At 66.5% G+C, this 18,777-nt stretch carries 11 protein-coding genes, 3 tRNA genes and 1 pseudogene; 13 read left to right on the forward strand and 2 right to left on the reverse strand.

Annotation, left to right across the window (positions count from 1 at the left end; all coding sequences use genetic code 11):
* Nucleotides 1-41 precede the first annotated feature (41 nt).
* The 12 genes and pseudogenes from K1X59_RS05020 (at nucleotide 42) to K1X59_RS05075 (ending at nucleotide 14,702) form a co-directional block, all read left to right on the forward strand.
* Nucleotides 42-3,545 (forward strand): DNA-directed RNA polymerase subunit beta, encoded by a 3,504-nt coding sequence (locus K1X59_RS05020; protein WP_183152029.1) that lies wholly within the window; start codon nucleotides 42-44, stop codon nucleotides 3,543-3,545.
* A gap of 80 nt (nucleotides 3,546-3,625) precedes the next feature.
* Nucleotides 3,626-7,501, forward strand: a complete 3,876-nt coding sequence (gene rpoC / locus K1X59_RS05025; protein ID WP_183152030.1) for a DNA-directed RNA polymerase subunit beta' — start codon at nucleotides 3,626-3,628, stop codon at nucleotides 7,499-7,501.
* A gap of 231 nt (nucleotides 7,502-7,732) precedes the next feature.
* Nucleotides 7,733-8,662 (forward strand): PfkB family carbohydrate kinase, encoded by a 930-nt coding sequence (locus K1X59_RS05030; RefSeq protein WP_183152031.1) that lies wholly within the window; start codon nucleotides 7,733-7,735, stop codon nucleotides 8,660-8,662.
* 86 nt (nucleotides 8,663-8,748) lie between these two features.
* A tRNA-Tyr gene (locus K1X59_RS05035) sits at nucleotides 8,749-8,833 on the forward strand.
* 66 nt (nucleotides 8,834-8,899) lie between these two features.
* Entirely contained in the window at nucleotides 8,900-9,787 is an 888-nt protein-coding gene (locus K1X59_RS05040) for a bile acid:sodium symporter family protein (protein ID WP_183152032.1), read from the forward strand.
* 9 nt (nucleotides 9,788-9,796) lie between these two features.
* On the forward strand, nucleotides 9,797-10,288 hold the full coding sequence (locus K1X59_RS05045) for an FBP domain-containing protein (protein WP_183152033.1): 492 nt from the start codon (nucleotides 9,797-9,799) through the stop codon (nucleotides 10,286-10,288).
* Between the two features lie 46 nt (nucleotides 10,289-10,334).
* Entirely contained in the window at nucleotides 10,335-11,135 is an 801-nt protein-coding gene (locus K1X59_RS05050; RefSeq protein WP_220173992.1) for an enoyl-CoA hydratase/isomerase family protein, read from the forward strand.
* A 116-nt stretch (nucleotides 11,136-11,251) separates the two neighbouring features.
* A complete protein-coding gene (locus K1X59_RS05055; protein ID WP_220173993.1) occupies nucleotides 11,252-12,259 on the forward strand; it encodes a hypothetical protein in 1,008 nt (335 codons plus the stop codon).
* A gap of 8 nt (nucleotides 12,260-12,267) precedes the next feature.
* Nucleotides 12,268-13,061 (forward strand): annotated as a pseudogene (locus K1X59_RS05060) (inositol monophosphatase family protein).
* A 121-nt stretch (nucleotides 13,062-13,182) separates the two neighbouring features.
* Nucleotides 13,183-14,454: a M23 family metallopeptidase gene (locus tag K1X59_RS05065; protein WP_183152035.1), complete on the forward strand. Its 1,272-nt coding sequence runs from the start codon at nucleotides 13,183-13,185 to the stop codon at nucleotides 14,452-14,454.
* A gap of 68 nt (nucleotides 14,455-14,522) precedes the next feature.
* Nucleotides 14,523-14,594: transfer RNA gene (locus K1X59_RS05070), tRNA-Thr, on the forward strand.
* A gap of 34 nt (nucleotides 14,595-14,628) precedes the next feature.
* Nucleotides 14,629-14,702 (forward strand) — tRNA-Met (locus K1X59_RS05075).
* A 388-nt stretch (nucleotides 14,703-15,090) separates the two neighbouring features.
* Here K1X59_RS05075 and K1X59_RS05080 read toward each other — a convergent pair.
* On the reverse strand, nucleotides 15,091-16,503 hold the full coding sequence (locus tag K1X59_RS05080) for an MFS transporter (RefSeq protein WP_183152036.1): 1,413 nt from the start codon (nucleotides 16,501-16,503) through the stop codon (nucleotides 15,091-15,093).
* Nucleotides 16,500-17,774 carry a lyase family protein gene (locus K1X59_RS05085; protein ID WP_183152037.1) on the reverse strand — a complete coding sequence of 425 codons (1,275 nt, stop codon included), beginning with the start codon at nucleotides 17,772-17,774 and terminating at the stop codon, nucleotides 16,500-16,502. The genes K1X59_RS05080 and K1X59_RS05085 overlap by 4 nt, the downstream gene beginning before the upstream one ends.
* 58 nt (nucleotides 17,775-17,832) lie before the next feature.
* Between K1X59_RS05085 and K1X59_RS05090 the strand changes: the two genes are divergently transcribed.
* A complete protein-coding gene (locus tag K1X59_RS05090; RefSeq protein ID WP_202045570.1) occupies nucleotides 17,833-18,699 on the forward strand; it encodes an IclR family transcriptional regulator in 867 nt (288 codons plus the stop codon).
* The last annotated feature ends 78 nt before the right edge of the window (nucleotides 18,700-18,777 follow it).

Here is an 18,777-nt window from a genome sequence, read left to right on the forward strand (position 1 = left end):
AGGAATCGAGAAGCCCTGCGGGGCTCACGGAGGTTATTCCCTTGGCTGCTGCTCGCAACGCATCCACATCCACCACCACCAAGAACGGACGCGGAGCTTCCCGTCTTTCGTTCGCCAAGATCTCCGACACGCTGACGGTCCCCGACCTTCTCGCTCTGCAGACCGAGTCCTTCGGTTGGCTGGTCGGCAACGACGCCTGGAAGGCGCGCGTCGCCGAGGCCAAGGCGGCCGGTCGCACCGACGTCAACGAGAACAGCGGTCTGGGCGAGATCTTCGAGGAGATCTCTCCGATCGAGGATCTCGGCGAGACGATGCAGCTCTCGTTCACGAACCCCTACCTCGAGCCCGAGAAGTACTCGATCGAGGAGTGCAAGGAGCGTGGCAAGACCTACGCCGCTCCGCTGTACGTCGAGGCCGAGTTCATGAACCACCTCACGGGTGAGATCAAGACCCAGACGGTCTTCATGGGCGACTTCCCGCTGCAGACCGACAAGGGCACGTTCATCATCAACGGCTCCGAGCGCGTCGTCGTGTCGCAGCTCGTGCGCTCGCCGGGTGTCTACTTCGACAAGACCCCCGACAAGACCTCCGACAAGGACATCGTGTCGGCGCGCGTCATCCCGAGCCGCGGTGCGTGGCTCGAGTTCGAGATCGACAAGCGCGACCAGGTGGGCGTGCGCGTCGACCGCAAGCGCAAGCAGTCGGTCACCGTCTTCCTCAAGGCGCTGGGCATGACCAGCGAGGAGATCCTCGCCGAGTTCGCCGGCTACACCTCGATCGAGGAGACGCTCGCGAAGGACACGATCGTCACGAAGGAAGATGCGCTCCGCGACATCTACCGCAAGCTCCGCCCGGGCGAGCAGGTCGCCGCCGAGGCTGCCCGCGCCCTGCTGGACAACTTCTACTTCAACCCGAAGCGCTACGACCTCGCGAAGGTCGGCCGCTACAAGATCAACCACAAGCTGGGTCTCGACCAGCCCCTGACCTCGTCGGTGCTGACCGTCGAAGACATCGTGGCCACGATCAAGTACCTCGTGCGTCTGCACGCCGGCACCGAGGAGACCTTCACGGGCATCCGCGGCGGCAAGAAGGCCGAGATCCGTCTCGCGACCGACGACATCGACAACTTCGGCAACCGTCGCATCCGCGCGGTCGGCGAGCTGATCCAGAACCAGGTCCGCACGGGTCTGTCCCGCATGGAGCGTGTCGTCCGCGAGCGCATGACCACGCAGGACATCGAGGCCATCACGCCGCAGACCCTGATCAACGTGCGCCCCGTCGTCGCCGCGATCAAGGAGTTCTTCGGAACGTCGCAGCTGTCGCAGTTCATGGACCAGAACAACCCGCTCGCGGGTCTGACGAACAAGCGTCGTCTCTCCGCGCTCGGCCCCGGTGGTCTCTCGCGTGACCGCGCCGGCGTCGAGGTCCGTGACGTGCACCCCTCGCACTACGGCCGCATGTGCCCGATCGAGACGCCGGAAGGCCCGAACATCGGTCTGATCGGTGCGCTCGCGACCTTCGCACGCATCAACTCGTTCGGATTCATCGAGACCCCGTACCGCAAGGTCGTCGACGGTGTCGTGACCGAGCAGATCGACTACCTGACCGCTTCCGAAGAGGTCGACTTCAACATCGCGCAGGCGAACGCCCCGCTCGATGCCAAGGGTCGCTTCCGCGAGAGCCACGTCCTGGCCCGCCCCAAGGGCGGCAGCGGCGAGGTCGACCTGTTCGTCCCCGAGGAGATCGGCTACATCGACGTCTCGCCGCGCCAGATGGTGTCGGTCGCGACCTCGCTCGTGCCCTTCCTCGAGCACGACGACGCACAGCGCGCCCTCATGGGCGCCAACATGCAGCGTCAGGCTGTGCCGCTGCTGCGCAGCGACTCGCCGCTCGTCGGAACCGGTATGGAGGGCTACACCGCCATCGACGCGGGTGACGTGATCACCGCCGAGAAGCCCGGTGTCGTCTCCGAGGTCTCCGCCGACCGCGTCGTCGTCATGCTCGACGAGGGCGGAACGCAGGAGTACCACCTGCGCAAGTTCGACCGCTCGAACCAGGGCACCTCGTACAACCAGAAGGTCGTCGTCAACGCCGGTGAGCGCGTCGAGGTCGGAGAGGTCATCGCCGATGGCCCCGCCACCGAGAACGGCGAGCTGGCCCTCGGAAAGAACCTCCTCGTCGCGTTCATGACGTGGGAGGGCTACAACTTCGAGGACGCCATCATCCTGAGCCAGGACCTGGTGAAGGACGACACCCTCTCGTCGATCCACATCGAGGAGTACGAGGTCGACGCCCGCGACACGAAGCTCGGCAAGGAGGAGATCACCCGTGACCTCCCCAACGTCAGCCCCGAGCTGCTGAAGGACCTCGACGAGCGCGGCATCATCCGCATCGGCGCCGAGGTCCGCCCCGGCGACATCCTCGTCGGCAAGGTCACGCCGAAGGGTGAGACCGAGCTGTCGGCCGAGGAGCGTCTGCTCCGCGCGATCTTCAACGAGAAGAGCCGCGAAGTCCGTGACACCTCGCTGAAGGTGCCCCACGGCGAGCAGGGCACGATCATCGCCGTCAAGGAGTTCAACGCCGAGGACGGCGACGACGAGCTCGGCTCCGGCGTGAACCGCCGCGTCGTGGTCTACATCGCCCAGAAGCGCAAGATCACCGAGGGTGACAAGCTCGCCGGTCGTCACGGCAACAAGGGTGTCATCGCCAAGATCCTCCCGATCGAGGACATGCCCTTCCTGTCGGACGGCACGCCGGTCGACATCGTGCTGAACCCGCTCGGCATCCCCGGTCGAATGAACTTCGGCCAGGTCCTCGAGACCCACCTCGGGTGGATCGCCAAGCAGGGCTGGAAGGTCGAAGGCACCCCGGAGTGGGCTGTGAAGCTCCCGAAGGACGCGTTCGAGGCCGCCCCCGGTACGAAGGTCGCCACCCCGGTGTTCGACGGTGCGAGCGAGGAGGAGATCGCCGGTCTCCTCGACGCCACCACCCCGACCCGCGACGGCGTGCGCCTGATCGACTCGAGCGGCAAGACGCAGCTGTTCGACGGTCGCTCGGGTGAGCCGTTCCCGGCTCCGATCTCCGTGGGCTACATGTACATCCTGAAGCTGCACCACCTGGTCGACGACAAGATCCACGCGCGCTCCACGGGTCCGTACTCGATGATCACCCAGCAGCCGCTCGGTGGTAAGGCGCAGTTCGGTGGACAGCGCTTCGGTGAGATGGAGGTGTGGGCCCTCGAGGCCTACGGCGCCGCATACGCGCTCCAGGAGCTCCTCACGATCAAGTCCGACGACATCCTCGGCCGCGTCAAGGTGTACGAGGCCATCGTCAAGGGCGAGAACATCCAGGAGCCCGGCATCCCCGAGTCCTTCAAGGTGCTCATGAAGGAGATGCAGTCGCTCTGCCTGAACGTCGAGGTCCTCTCGGCCGACGGCACGCTGGTGAACCTCCGAGACACCGACGATGAGGCGTTCCGCGCCGCAGAGGAACTCGGTATCAACATCTCCAGCCGCTTCGAGGCCGCCTCGATCGACGAGATCTAATCCGCAGGTGTGCCCGGGATCCACCTCCCGGGCACACCGAAGCAGACTTCTCAAAAAGAATTTCCGACACAGGAGAACTAGTGCTCGAGTCCACAACTTTCGATGAGCTTCGCATCGGCCTGGCGACCGCAGACCACATCCGCGCTTGGTCGTACGGCGAGGTCAAGAAGCCCGAAACCATCAACTACCGCACACTGAAGCCGGAGAAGGACGGTCTCTTCGGAGAGCAGATCTTCGGCCCGTCCCGCGACTGGGAGTGCGCCTGCGGCAAGTACAAGCGTGTCCGCTTCAAGGGCATCGTCTGCGAGCGCTGCGGCGTGGAGGTCACCAAGAGCTCCGTCCGTCGTGAGCGCATGGGTCACATCGAGCTCGCCGCTCCCGTCACCCACATCTGGTACTTCAAGGGTGTTCCCTCGCGCCTCGGCTACCTGCTCGACATGGCGCCGAAGGACCTCGAGAAGGTCATCTACTTCGCCGCCTACATGGTCATCTCGGTCGACGAGGATGCTCGTCACCGCGACCTGGGCACGCAGGAGAACAACATCCGCCTCGAGCTGAAGACGCTCGGCGACCGCCGCGACTCCAAGATCGCGGAGCGCCTCGCCAAGCTGGAGGAGGAGCTCGCTGCTCTCGAGGCAGAGGGTGCCAAGGCCGACGCCAAGAAGAAGGTGAAGGACGCCGCCGAGAAGGAGATGTCCCTCATCCGCAAGGGCGCCGACGAGCAGATCGCCAAGCTCGAGCGCGTGTGGGAGGACTTCCGCACGCTCGAGGTCGGTGCGCTCCGCCCCGAGGACGACGTCTTCCACGAGCTGCAGGACCGCTTCGGTCAGTACTTCGAGGCCTACATGGGCGCCGAGTCGATCCAGCGTCGCCTCGCCGCCTTCGACCTTGACGCCGAGGCCGAGAACCTGCGTCTGCAGATCTCCGAGGGCAAGGGCCAGCGCAAGATCCGTGCGATCAAGCGCCTCAAGGTCGTCAGCTCGTTCCTCGAGACCGGCATGAGCCCGGCCGCGATGGTCCTCGATGTGGTTCCGGTGATCCCGCCGGAGCTGCGCCCGATGGTCCAGCTCGACGGTGGCCGCTTCGCGACCTCCGACCTGAACGACCTGTACCGCCGCGTGATCAACCGCAACAACCGTCTTCGTCGTCTGATCGACCTCGGCGCCCCCGAGATCATCGTCAACAACGAGAAGCGCATGCTGCAGGAGGCCGTCGACGCACTGTTCGACAACGGTCGTCGCGGTCGTCCCGTCACCGGCACCGGCAACCGTGCTCTGAAGTCCCTCAGCGACATGCTGAAGGGCAAGCAGGGTCGTTTCCGTCAGAACCTGCTCGGCAAGCGCGTCGACTACTCCGGCCGTTCGGTCATCATCGTCGGCCCGCAGCTGAAGCTGCACCAGTGCGGTCTGCCCAAGCAGATGGCGCTGGAGCTCTTCAAGCCGTTCGTCATCAAGCGCCTGATCGACCTCGGTCACTCGCAGAACATCAAGGCGGCCAAGCGTGCCGTCGAGCGCACCCGTCCCGAGGTCTGGGACGTGCTCGAGGAGATCATCCGTGAGCGTCCGGTTCTGCTGAACCGTGCACCCACGCTGCACCGCCTCGGCATCCAGGCGTTCGAGCCGCAGCTCGTCGAGGGCAAGGCCATCCAGCTGCACCCGCTCGTCTGCGCGGCGTTCAACGCCGACTTCGACGGTGACCAGATGGCTGTCCACCTGCCGCTGTCGGTCGAGGCCCAGGCCGAGGCCCGCGTGCTGATGCTCGCCTCGAACAACATCCTGAAGCCGTCCGACGGACGCCCGGTCACCCTGCCTTCGCAGGACATGATCATCGGTCTGCACCACCTGACCACGGTCAAGGAGGGCGCAGCCGGTGAGGGCCGTGCGTTCGGTTCGGTGGGCGAGGCGATCCTGGCCAAGGACGAGGGAACCCTCGACCTGCAGGCGAAGATCCGCATCCGCATCCCGGGTCTGACGTTCCTCGAGGGCGAAGCTCCCGAGGGCTACGAGCGCCACGGTCTCGTCGACGCCTCGCTGGGTCAGGCGATCTTCAACGACACGCTGCCCAAGGGCTACCCGTTCGTCCGCGAGCAGGCCGACAAGAACAAGCTGTCGCAGATCGTCAACAAGCTGGCCGAGGAGTACCCCAAGGTCGAGACTGCTGCATCGCTGGACCGCATCAAGGACGCCGGTTTCTACTGGGCAACGCGCTCCGGTGTGACCGTCGCCCTGAGCGACATCCTGACCCCGCCGAACAAGGCGGAGATCGTCGCCGGCTACGAGAAGCAGGCCGCGAAGGTCCAGTCGCAGTACGAGAAGGGTCTGACGACCGACTCCGAGCGTCGCCAGGAGCTCATCAAGATCTGGACCGAGGCGACCGACGAGGTCCAGGCCGCGATGAAGGCCAACTTCCCCGAGGACAACACCATCAACCGCATGGTGTCGTCGGGTGCTCGTGGTAACTGGCTGCAGATCCGGAACATCGCCGGTATGCGTGGTCTGGTGAACAACCCCAAGGGTGAGATCATCCCGCGTCCGATCATCTCCTCGTACCGCGAGGGTCTGTCGGTGGCGGAGTACTTCATCGCGACGCACGGTACCCGTAAGGGTCTGGCCGACACCGCTCTGCGTACCGCCGACTCGGGTTACCTGACCCGTCGTCTGGTGGATGTCTCGCAGGACGTCATCATCCGCGAAGAGGACTGCGGCACGTCGAAGGGCCTCGAGCTCCCGATCGCTGCTCCGAACTCGCAGGGTGAGCTCGTGCGCGACGCGAACGTCGAGAACTCGGTGTTCGCTCGTACGCTGGCCTCCGACGTGGTCGACAGCAAGGGCGAGGTCCTCGCCTCCGCCGGTGACGACGTGGGTGACGTGCTGATCGACAAGCTCGTCGCGCTGGGTGTCGAGAGCATCAAGGTGCGCTCGGTCCTGACGTGCGACTCCGCCGTCGGTGTCTGCGCACAGTGCTACGGCCGTTCGCTCGCGACGGGCAAGACCGTCGACATCGGCGAGGCCGTCGGCATCATCGCGGCCCAGTCGATCGGTGAGCCCGGTACCCAGCTGACGATGCGTACCTTCCACACCGGTGGTTCGGCGTCGGCGGATGACATCACGCAGGGTCTTCCCCGCGTGCAGGAGCTCTTCGAAGCGCGTACCCCCAAGGGCGCGTCGCCGATCGCCGAGGCCGATGGTCGTATCGCGATCGACGAGACCGACAAGGGCAAGAAGGTCATCCTCACGCCCGACAGCGGTGAAGAGCCGGTCGTCTACCCGGTGCTGAAGCGTGCGACGCTTCTCGTCGAGGACGGGCAGCACGTCACGGTCGGTCAGCCGATCCTGGTGGGCACGCTCGACCCCAAGGAGATCATGCGCGTCATGGGTGCTCGCGAGGTGCAGCGTTACCTCGTCGGCGGCGTCCAGGGCGTGTACCGCTCGCAGGGTGTGCCGATCCACGACAAGCACATCGAGGTCATCGTCCGTCAGATGCTCCGCAAGGTCACCGTCGTCGATCACGCCGACACGACCCTGCTCCCGGGTGAGATGGTCGACCTCAAGCGCTACCAGTCGATCAACCGCGAGGCCGTGGCAGAGGGCAAGCGCCCCGCGTCCGGTCGCCCTGAGCTGATGGGTATCACGAAGGCGTCGCTCGCGACCGAGTCGTGGCTGTCGGCCGCCTCCTTCCAGGAGACGACCCGCGTGCTCACCGAGGCTGCGATGCAGGGCAAGCGCGACCCGCTGGTCGGTCTCAAGGAGAACGTCATCATCGGTAAGCTCATCCCCGCCGGAACGGGACTCTCGAAGTACCGCGACGTCACGGTCGAGGCCACCGAGGAAGCCAAGAGCGAGCGCTACCCGAACCGGATCTTCGCATCCGATGGTGCGTACGCGGACGGCGACTTCGGTTACGTCGACTTTGACGCGTTCTCGACGGACGACATCACGCCCGGTACCTACAACTGATCGTGTACTGAGTGACGCAGAAGGCCCCAGGCGATTCGCCTGGGGCCTTCTCCGTGTCCGCTGCGTAGGCGTGCGGGGTGCTGCCGAGTTCACCGGAAGCTGCCGAGTGCACGGGCGAGGTGCGTCGTGAAGCCGTGCGTTCGAGGCGAAGCCGTGCGCTCGTCGCGAAGCCGTGCGGTCGAAGTGGCGGCCGGAGCGGTGCGCCGCATCGTCGCACGATAGTGTCGGCGGGTGAGCAACGAGACTTCCCCCGCTGATTCCGTCGTCGTGATCGGCGATGCCCTGATCGACGAGATCCACGACGAATCCGGCGTGCGCGAGTTGGTCGGGGGAGCGGCGCTCAACGTGGCTGTCGGGCTCCGCCGGCTCGGAGTGCCGGTGACCCTCATCGCGATGGTGGGCGACGACGAGGCCGGAGATCACATCCGCGAATACCTCGCCGACTTCGGGGTCGGACTGATCGCGAGTGAGGCACCGCGCGGGTCGTCGCGGGCGGTGGTGCGGCGAGCCGCGAACGGTGAGCCCGAGTACGTGTTCAACGATGCCGCGCAGGGCCGGAGCATCCGGTACTCCGATGCCGCATGCGAGGCGATCGCCGACGCAGGACTGACCGTGATCAGCTGCTTCCCCTTCGATGTTCCCGCCGAGGTCGACGCGCTGGCCGCCGCGCTGTCAGGTGCACGGGTGGCGATCGACCCGAACCCGCGCACCGGGATGCTCCACGACCGTGCGGAGTTCGTGCGGGGGTTCGAGCGCCTCGCCGCGGGTGCGCAGATCGTGAAGGTCGGTGCCGATGATGCGGCGATCCTCTACGACGGGGACCTCGACGCATTGCGCTCGCGATTGCGCGGACTCGACGTCGGCGCGGTGCTGGCGACAGCGGGAGCGGAGGGCGCGGTGCTCGAGACGGATTCCGGTAGCGTGTCCGCCCCGATCTCGGACCTGCCGGGGCGAGTGATCGACACGGTGGGCGCGGGCGATGCGACGCTCGCGGCGGTCGCCTCGGGACTCGTCTCAGGATCCCCACGCCTGCTCGACGACTGGCGCGACCTGCTCCTGCGCGCCATGGACGTCGCCGCCGCGACCTGTCGCGCCGAGGGCGGTCTGCTGCGCACGCCGGAGTCGCTCGCCGACTCCGGGCGAGGGATCCACGGCAGCTGAACGTTCGATTTCATCCGACCGCGTCTGGCGGGTATGATCAATACTCGTGCCCCCGGTTGGCTGTTCAAGTCGGACGGGTGCGCTCTGGCGAGTTACCCAAGCGGCCAAAGGGATCTGACTGTAAATCAGACTGCTCTGCATTCGGGGGTTCGAATCCCTCACTCGCCACCATCACCGCACGGCTTCCACGTCCGCAACGCGTGACACCGAGGCCCTTCGTCCGTCACACTGAGTCCCATGGGATCAGCGTTGACCACCATCGGACTCCCCGTCGCCCTGGGCATCATCATGCTCGGGCTGGGACTCAGCCTCACTCTCGCCGACTTCGCGAGGGTGCTGAAGCAGCCGAAGGCGGTGATCGTCGCGCTGCTCTGCCAGCTCGTGCTGCTGCCGGCGATCTGCTTCGGGCTCGTGCTCGCGTTCCAGCTGCCGCCCGTGCTCGCGGTCGGCATGATGATGCTCGCCGCATCGCCGGGCGGGACGACCGCGAATCTGTACAGCCATCTGTTCCGTGGCGATATCGCGCTGAACATCTCGTTGACCGCCGTGAACTCGGTGATCGCGGTGATCACGCTTCCGATCATCACCAACCTCGCGATCGCGTACTTCCAGCCGTTCGATGACCGTCTGGGCCTGCAGTGGTCGAAGGCGCTCGAGGTGTTCGCGATCGTGCTGCTGCCGGTCGCGCTCGGCATGCTCGTGCGACGTTTCTGGCCGCGATTCGCCGCAGGCATGGACAAGCCGGTGCGTATCGCCTCGGTGATCATCCTGGTGGTCGTGATCGCGGGTGCCGTCGCCTCGAACTGGATGCTCCTGGTCGCGAACTTCACGCAGCTCGCCCTCATCACCGTACTCTTCTGCCTGATCAGCCTCGCGATCGGCTTCCTCGTTCCGCGGATGCTGCGGGTGGGGAAGCGACAGGCCATCGCGACGTCCTTCGAGATCGGGATCCACAACGCCACTCTGGCGATCGTGATCGCGCAGTCCGTCCTGGGTTCGGTGGAGTTGAGCCTGCCCGCTGCGGTGTACGGCGTGCTGATGTTCTTCATCGCGTTCGGGTTCGGGCTCCTGATCCGAGACCGCGATGCGACGGCAGATGCACCTGCGGTCGGCACGACTTCATAGACTGGACCGATGCGACCGCTCACCGAAGCCGACGTCAGGGCATCTTTCGTCAACGCGGATGCCGACGAGCTGCGGGTCATGGAGATGCCGCATGACTTCCTGCTCGTCGACTGGGACTACCTCGACTTCTTCGCCTGGCAGGATCCCTCCGCCAGCCGCCGCGGCTACGTGCTGATCCCCCACGAGGACGATGTGGTCGGCATCGTGCTCAGGGCCACGGAGACGAGTCGCATCCGCACGGGCATGTGCAACATCTGCCACACGATGCAGCCAGGAAACCAGGTTGCGCTCTTCTCGGCACGACGCGCGGGGGAGGCGGGGCGTCGAGGCGACTCGTTCGGCACGTACATGTGCGCCGATCTCTCGTGTCACGAGAACGTGCGGCTGGCGCACCCGCTCGCACCGAACGAGGTCAGGACGCCAGGGCAGGTCGACTTCCGTCTGGACGGCACGCGTCGTCGGATGGAGAGCTTCGTCGCGCAGGTCTGGGAGCGCGTCTGATCGCGGTTACGCTGGAGCCACACGTCCTGTGCTCGAAGGAGATGCCATGAGTGATGCCATCCTGTTCGCCGTCGAAGAGGGAATGGCCCGGCTCACGCTGAACCGCCCCGCCCGCCTCAACGCGTTCAACGCCGACCTCGCGCACGCGTGGAAAGAGGCGACGGCCGAGGCGACCTCGCGCCCCGACGTCAAGGCGATCCTCATCGATGCCTCGGGCCCGGCATTCTGCGCCGGCGGCGACGTGATCGACATGGCGACCACGATGGGAGCATCCGGCAGCGAGATCACTGCTCTTGCCGAGGTGATCAATGCCGGTATCCGTTCGCTCACCGAGTCGACGGTTCCGGTCGTCGCGGCCGCGCACGGCACGACGGCCGGCGGTGGACTCGGCATCCTGCTCTCCAGCGACTACGCCGTGGTCGGGTCGCGCTCCAAGCTCGGCAGCCTGTACGCCAACATCGGCCTGACGCCCGACCTCTCCGTCTCGGCCCAGCTCGCCCGCGCCGTCGGCCAGCGTCGTGCGCTGCAGCTCGTGCTGCAGGATCGACTCCTCTCGGCCGCTGAGGCTGTCGAGTGGGGTCTCGTCGCAGAGGCTGTCGCCGGTGAGGACGCCGCAGCCGAAGCCGCCCTCGTGCGCGCTCGTGGCGAGGAGATCGCGCGGTTCTGGCTCGCGGGAGCAGCCGACGCCTACGGCCAGGCGAAGCGGCTCGTGCGTTCGCAGCCGGAGCGTTCCTTCGTGGAGCAGTTGAGCGAGGAGGCCCGTTCGATCGGCGCTGCGCTCGAGACCCCGGACGCCCAGGCGAGGGTCGCGGCCTTCGCCGCGGCGTCGGCCAAGAAGGCGGGCTGACTTCTTCTGCGCGATCACTCACGGAGCGTCGACTTTCCCCATCCTGAGCGCCCGCCGCGGCATCGGGCGACGCGCGTGGCAGGATGAAGGCATCGCCGCTCGACGAGAGGATCGCCATGTCCCAGCCGGACATCACCACGCAGCAGCCGCAGGGTGAGAAGAAGAACATGTCGCTGCTGATCCGGGGCTCGCTCTGGATCGCCATCGGCGCCCTGATCGCCGCGGCACTCGTGTGCGTCGTCTGGGTGCTCATCGGAGACCAGGACGGCCTGATCGGCCGCGCCTTCCTCACGATCCTGCTGTTGGCGGCTTTCGCGGGGATCGCCATCCTCGAAGCCGGCCTCGCGCCGAACAGGCCCGACTGGCTCCAGCTCGCGAGCATGGTGAGCTGGATCGTCGCGCTGCTCGTCGGCGCCGTGAAGATCTGGCTCCCCGAAGACGGCATCTACTTCGGAGCCGAGCGATTCTTCCAACTCCTGCTGGTCATCGCGATCCTGCAGCTCGCGCTGCTGCACGTGCGTCTGTTCACGGCGGCCGCGCAGCGCCACGTGACCACGTTCACGCGGGTGATCTTCATCGTCACCATCACGTTCCTCGCCGGTCTCGTCGGCATGCTGGTGTTCTTCCTCGCCTTCCCGCACACGTTCCACTACGGCGAGCTGTACTGGCGGATCGTGGTCGCGCTCACGATCCTCGTCGCCGTCGGCACCACGCTCATCCCCCTGCTGAACGCGCTGTTCGCGCCGAAGAAGAAATCGCCGGCCGTCGCGTCTCCTGCGGGAGCGCCGAGCTGGCCCACCTATGCCGACGGCATCACTCCGCTGCCCGCGCTGCCCGACGCCTCGCCCGACTGGAACGCGTACTACACGGGGTATCCGACCGCGCCGCAGCAGGCCCTCCCGTCGCTGCCGGCTTCGAGCTTCCCGGTGGTGCCACAGCCCGCGCCGCCCCAGCCCGCTCCGCAGTTCGCGCAGCCAGACGCGACGGCGGCGCCGGCAGGCGGACACCCTGTCCCGCCTGTCCCGCCCGTCCCCGCCTCCGAGGAACACCCGCCGGTGCCGACGCAGAGCGAACCGCCCGCGTTCCCGCCGCCGCCGCCCGCCCCGCAGCCGCCGTCCCGGTGACGCGCACGGTGACTCCGGCAGGAGAGCTCAGCGAGCTCGCGACCGAGATCGCTCGTGAGGCAGGGGAGCTCGCTCGCGCCCGGCGGATGGAGGGCGTGCGACTCGCTGCGACGAAGTCGACTCTCGCCGACATCGTGACCGAGGCCGACCGCGAGGTCGAGGACCTGATCCGCCGACGTCTCCGCGCGGCGCGACCCGGTGACGGGTTCCTCGGTGAGGAATCGGGTGCGGAACCGGGGAGAGCGGCATCACGTGGGTCGTCGATCCGATCGACGGCACGGTCAACTACGCCTATGGACTTCCCGCATACAACGTCAGCATCGCGGCGGTCAGCGGCGAGCCCGCGCCGGAGTCGTGGGAAGCGCTCGCCGCCGTGGTCAACGCACCGGCTCTCGGCGAGATCTACACGGCGGCTCGTGGGGAAGGCGCGTGGTCAGGAGGACTCCGGCTGGCTGTGACCGACGAGACGCCAGCGGGTGCCCTTCTCGGCACCGGCTTCGGCTACGACCCCGCGACCCATGACGGCGACCTCGCCACGGTGCGGCGCGTGATGCCGATCGCGCGCGATCTCCGGCGCATGGGAGCTGCAGCGCTCGACCTCGCCTACGTCGCCGCCGGCCGTCTGGACGGCTTCTTCGAACGCGGGCTGCGCCCGTGGGATCACGCTGCCGGCGCTCTCCTGATCGAGGAGGCCGGTGGGGTGGTCTCACGGATCGACGTCGAGTCGCCGCGGCCGATGCTGATCGCGGGTGGGCGCGACGTGCACGCCCGCCTGCGCGACATCCTGACGTCGAAAAGCTGACTGATTCATGGCTTTCCCAGGGTGATCAGGGTAGTGTTTTACCCGATCGTTACTTTCGCCACCCGAAGGTGAAAGTCTGAGTTTGCGCCCCCGAGCACGACGCACGACCGAGAGAAACGCTTTGCCCTTCGAGAAAACCCAGGCTGCCTCTGCGCCCACGCGCCGATCCAGCCGACTCCGCACCGAGGCTTCCCCGACCTCCGCGGCAGGAACGACGGCGCACATCTCCGCCGCTGAGTCCGCAGCCGTCGCGCTCGCCGCGGTCGCGCCGCTCTCGCGTCGTGCTGCTCGGCAGCAGGCTGCCGGCGACACCGTCGCCGAAACTCCCCTCGAGCCGTTCATCGCCGCGACCCCTGAGCCGATCATCGCCGACGTCCCCGTCGTCGCCGACACGGTGGAAGAGTTCGTCGAGGTCCCCACCGCATCGGGCGACGAGGTTGCCGCTCCGTCCAGCGAGTCCGAAGAGTTCGTCGTGGACACGGATCCGACGCAGGAACTTCCCCTCGACGATCAGGCCGATCCCTTCGAGCGCGCATCCCGCGCCTTCCGCACGGGAGCAGTGCGCACCGTCGCCGCCTCTGCGCGGTCGTCGCGCGCGCAGGAGTCGACCACATCCGATTCCGAGGCTTCCGCCCACGTGGCGAGCCGTCGCCCGCGGAACATCCGCAAGGTCGTGACGCTCGGAGCGACCGTCGGCGTGATGAGCCTGGCGGGTCTCCTCGCCGTGTCGATGACGCTTCCGGCCGAGGCCGTCGCCGCAGTTCAGGGCGGCTCGACTGCCCGCACATCGCTGGTGTCCACCGCCGCTGATGAGGCCGGCGACGCCGCGGCCGCCGAGATCCAGGCTTTCGTGGCTCCCGCAGGTGTCGAGAATGATTCGCTCGCCCGGGCCGACGACTTCAGCACGGTCTCGCTCGTCCAGGTCGCCGCCGAACAGGGCATCAACTATTCGGGCGAGATCTTCACCAACGACCCCGATGCTGCTATCCAGTGGCCGTTCCTGGTCGGCGTCGGCATGAGCTACGGCTACGGCATGCGCAGCGGCCGCCTGCACGAGGGCATCGACTTCGTCCCCGGGAACGGCGCGCCGATCCAGGCCATCGCGGATGGCACCGTCCGCATCGCGACCGAGCAGGGCGGCGCCTTCGGTGTGACCGTCTACATCGACCACGTCATCGACGGCGAGGTCATCACGAGCCACTACTCGCACATGCAGTACGGTTCGCTGCAGGTCAAGGCGGGCGACAAGGTCACCGTCGGTACGGTCGTCGGGAAGACCGGGAACACGGGTCGTTCGTACGGCGCGCACCTGCACTTCGAGCTCATCGTCAACGGTTCGACCATCGACCCGATGCCGTGGCTCAAAGCCAACGCCGGTCGGACCTCGTACTGACGGTCCGGATTTCATGAGGACGCCACAGTGATGGTATTCTCGTACGGTTGCCCCGCGAGGGGCAGCACGCCCCGATAGCTCAGTGGCAGAGCACTTCCATGGTAAGGAAGGGGTCGTCAGTTCAATCCTGACTCGGGGCTCGCAGCATTCTTCTCACGCGGACGGATGCCTCGCGGCAGGGTAGCTCAGCTGGTTAGAGCGCACGACTCATAATCGTGAGGTCGCGGGTTCAAGCCCCGCTCCTGCTACAGAAACACCTGGTCAGCCCCGGATTCGTCCGGGGCTTTCTGTGTTCTGGTTCACCACACGCCGCGCATGCTCCGAAGAGTCGATTCCCGAGGACCGTGTCTAGGGTGTCTGCAGCACGGCTGCCACCGAGCTTCTTTGACATGTCGGTTCCATCGTCAACAAGGGATCTGCGTGGCCGAGGTGCTGCGCGATGTCGCGAGGCCCCGCAGCGGGACACTGCAGGGGGCAGCGGTGAAGCTCGCGACCAGAACGCAGTCGCGAGCTTCACCTAACTAAGCAGACACTGTTTCGGCAGCCAGCGTTGGCGAGAGGTCAGTGCGGGGCGCCGCGGCTCGGTTGAGGGCTCGCCGTGTGAGTCAGCGGCCGTTCGCTGCGAGAACCCGGGGGTCACCGCGTTTGGTTGCGCATGATCGGCTCGGATGAGCCCTTCGGCTCCTCCGCCAGCGCAGTGGAGTCGCCCGGAAGTCCTATGCCGGCGTCTGCCGTCGCGTCCATGGCCACGAACGACTCGCGACGCGTCTCGGGTGCCCAGAGCCAGCAGACGATGCCGCCGATGAGGAGCACGCCGACGCACGCGAACAGGGCGGTGTTGATCCCGGCACCGGCGACGACGATCGGCAGCAGGAAGGTGCTGGTCGCGGATCCGAGGCGGCTTCCTGCGGTGACAAGGCCCATACCCGACCCGCGCACCTCGGTGGGGAAGAGCTCGGGCGGGTAGATGAATTCCAGGTTTGCTGCCGCAGCGAGTATGAGCGCGAAGCTCGCGAACAGGATCACAGCGATGATCGGGCTCAGCGGTGCGAGCAGGACCAGAGCTGCGAGGAAGACCGCGCCGGTGAAGAACGTGCTGATGAGGAACGAGCGCCGGCTGAGGCGGTCGACGACCACGAGACCCAGGATGGCGCCGGTGAGCAGGAACACGTTGTACAGCGCACCTGCGGCGAGGCTGTTCGTCACGCCGAGGGACGACATCACGAGCGGGGAGAACGTTCCGAGCGCGAAGTACGGGATCACCTGGCAGACGTAGAACACAATGCCTACGATGGTGCGGCGTCGGTAGATGGGGCTGAAGAGCTCCGTGTAGCGCGACTGGGTGCGCACCGTGCTGACGGCGGCGGTGACGGGCGGCGGTTCGACGTTCGGTCCCGCGACGCGCCTCACGATTGCCGCAGCCTGTGAGACTTTGCCGTGGCGGACGAGCCAGAGCGGGGACTCGGGTACGCCGAGTCGGACGGCGAAGACGAGCAGCTCGGGGATCGCGCTGGCGATCAGCATGTAGCGCCACGGCTCGTCTCCCAGGCTTGAGAGCAGGAAGCCCGCGAGGTAGGCGAAGACGTAGCCGGCGGCCCATGCGACGGCGAGCAGGCTCAGGAGGCGTCCGCGGAAGTGGCGCGGCGCGTGTTCTGTGACGAGGGTCTTGCTGACGACGTAATCTGCGCCGAGCAGCAGTCCGATGATGAGTCGGATCACGAGCAGCTGCCAGGCCTCCTGCACGAAGAACTGTGACAGAGAGCAAAGCGCGATGAAGAGCATGTCGAAGCGGAAGATCTTGCTTCGCCCCATCCGGTCCGCGACGGGGCCGGTGATGAGCGCGCCGAGGAAAAGCCCACCGAGGGTGGCGGCGCCGAGCATGCCGATCAGCAGTGGGGTCAACTGGAGGTCGTCTTTCGCCGAGGCGAGGACGATGCCGACGATGCCGAGCACGAAACCGTCGCTGAACTGCCCGCCCGAGCCTGCGATGGCGACGCGGACGTGGAACTTGTTGAGAGGGATGTCTTCGTACTTTGTCGTAGCGCTCATCGCGCCACCTCCGCGCGGTCTGCTGCCCATGTCGAGCGGACCTGATCGGCGGCGATGTCGTAACCCTGTTCTGCGGCGAGGGTGACCCACTTGTCGAAGCCGGCGTCGGCGTTCGACGCTCGGCGGGCACCGTCCCAGGTCAGCTCGCGGATGCACCGCTCCGCGAACACGGTCGCGGAGGAGGCGATGTCGTCGAGGATGTCGATCAGCGCGTCCATGATGATCGGCTCCATGACGTTCAACTCGAGCTCGCCTGCGGCCGCGGCGGCCTCGATGGTGTGGCCGGCGCCACGGATCCGATAGCTCAGCTGCATGACATACTCGGGGATGGCGGGGTTGATCTTCCCCGCCATGATTGAGGAGCCTGCCTGGACGGCGGGCAGTCGCACTTCCGCGAACCCGCCTCCCGGCCCGGAGGAGAGCAGTCGCAGGTCGGCGGCGATCTTCGCCATCGTCAGCGACACTCGCACCCCTGCGGACGCGATCGCCGCGTACGGGTCGAGATGAGCGAGTGCATCGAACAGGTCATCGCTCGAGGTCAGAGGCAGTCCCGTCAGACTGGCGAGTCCGGTAACTGCGCGCTCCCGGTAGCCGTCCGGGGCCCCGATACCCGTTCCGAGAACTGTGGCTCCGAGGGGGACGGAGGTGAGCTCGTCGACGGCGGAGCGCAAGCCCGCAGCCGTGCGGCGGAGCGCGGTGGCATGTGAGCGGTGGGTCTGCCCGACGGTGAGTGTCACGGCATCCTGGAGGCACGTGCGTCCGAGGCGAACTGTGTCGTCGTACTCCGCAGCTTTGCTGTCGAACGCGTCGATGAGGTCGTCGAGAGCCGCCAGGGGGTGGGCAGCGAGCTCAAGGACCGTGAGCGCCATGGCGGTGGGGTAGGTGTCATTGGTTGACTGCGACGCGTTGACATGGTCATTGGGGTGCACCGCCATGCCCGCGATTTGCGACGCCCGCGCCGCGATGACCTCGTTGACGTTCATGTTCGTCGTGGTGCCACCGCCTCCGAGCACCAGGGCGGTCGGGAACTCGCGATCATGAAGACCGGTCGAGATCTCATCGGTCGCCGCGATGATCGCCCGCGCGATCGACTCGTCGATCACACCGAGCTCGCGGTTCGCTCGTGCGGCCGCAGATTTGACAGCCGCATAGTTGCGAACGAGTGCGGGAACATCGCCGAGTCGGCGGCGCCCCGGCCCGAAGTTGAGGATGCCGAGCTTGGTCTGGCGACCGTAGAGCACACTGTCCGGATGACTGCTGAGGGGTTCCATGAGGACTCCGCTTCTTTGCGCGTGGGTGGAATAGAACGAAGGTAGACGCGCGGGGGTCATGACAACCACACGCGTTGCTGTCAATGCACCAAAGAAGCCACTTTTCTCAGCGATTGTCTTACGGTGGTCCGAAGTGTTGCTGTCACACCAACAAGGAGTCGTTATGACAGATTCAGTTGCCGAGCGCGTCGCTGCACTGCTGCTCGCCTTCGAAACCCCGGACGGGGCCCCGCGATCGGTCAGTGAGCTCTCGCGCGCCATCGGACGAGAACGCAGCCAGGTCTCGCGCATGCTGAAGTCGCTTGCCCGTGGCGGGCTGCTCGAACAGGACGAGATCACTCGGACCTATCGTCTGGGCTGGCGTCTTCGTGTGCTCGCAGCGTCCGCAGGCAATGACCTCCTTGTGCGAGCGAGCAGACCCGTCCTGCAGCGACTGGTCGCCGCGACCGGAGAGGTCGCTCTACTCTCCGTCCAAGAGGGAAACCGCAGCCTCACCGTGCATCGCGAAGAGTCGCAGCAGTCCCTGCAAGCTGGCGGGTGGGTCGGACGCCGATCACCACTGCACTGCACCGCATCAGGGCGTGCATTGCTGTTGGACAGCGACGATGAGCACGTCGAAAGTCTCACCGCCCCGGACCTCGCCACGACAGTTGGAGGACCCGCCGCGCCCCGCGACCTCCCCACACTGTTGCAGCGTCTTCGGGACGACCGTCATCGCGGGTACAGCGTCGCGTCGGAAGAAGTCGAGGTAGGCCTCACTTCCATCTCAGCACCGGTGCGTGACCGTCACGGCCGCATCGCCGGGGTCATCAACGTCTCGGGTCCCACGCAGCGCGTGGCCGACCGAGTCGACTCCATCGGCGACCTTCTCCTGCGCGCAGCCGCATCGGCGATGAAGTCATTCCGCTCGTCTCAGGCAAGTTGAAATCTCGACATTCATCGTCGCGGCCAGGACGGTGGACGCGTCAGCTGAGGCATCGCTCGATCTCCATTTCCACTGCCC

It is taken from the genome of Microbacterium sp. Se5.02b (assembly GCF_019464375.1).
GTDB lineage: Bacteria > Actinomycetota > Actinomycetes > Actinomycetales > Microbacteriaceae > Microbacterium.

What these genes read in the sequence shown, in the direction of transcription:
- K1X59_RS05040 (WP_183152032.1), top strand. Translation starts at nt 8,900, where the DNA reads ATGGGATCAGCGTTGACCACCATCGGACTCCCCGTCGCCCTGGGCATC.
- K1X59_RS05045 (WP_183152033.1), top strand. Translation starts at nt 9,797, where the DNA reads ATGCGACCGCTCACCGAAGCCGACGTCAGGGCATCTTTCGTCAACGCG.
- K1X59_RS05050 (WP_220173992.1), top strand. Translation starts at nt 10,335, where the DNA reads ATGAGTGATGCCATCCTGTTCGCCGTCGAAGAGGGAATGGCCCGGCTC.
- K1X59_RS05055 (WP_220173993.1), top strand. Translation starts at nt 11,252, where the DNA reads ATGTCCCAGCCGGACATCACCACGCAGCAGCCGCAGGGTGAGAAGAAG.
- K1X59_RS05080 (WP_183152036.1), bottom strand. Translation starts at nt 16,503, where the DNA reads ATGAGCGCTACGACAAAGTACGAAGACATCCCTCTCAACAAGTTCCAC.
- K1X59_RS05085 (WP_183152037.1), bottom strand. Translation starts at nt 17,774, where the DNA reads ATGGAACCCCTCAGCAGTCATCCGGACAGTGTGCTCTACGGTCGCCAG.
- K1X59_RS05090 (WP_202045570.1), top strand. Translation starts at nt 17,833, where the DNA reads ATGACAACCACACGCGTTGCTGTCAATGCACCAAAGAAGCCACTTTTC.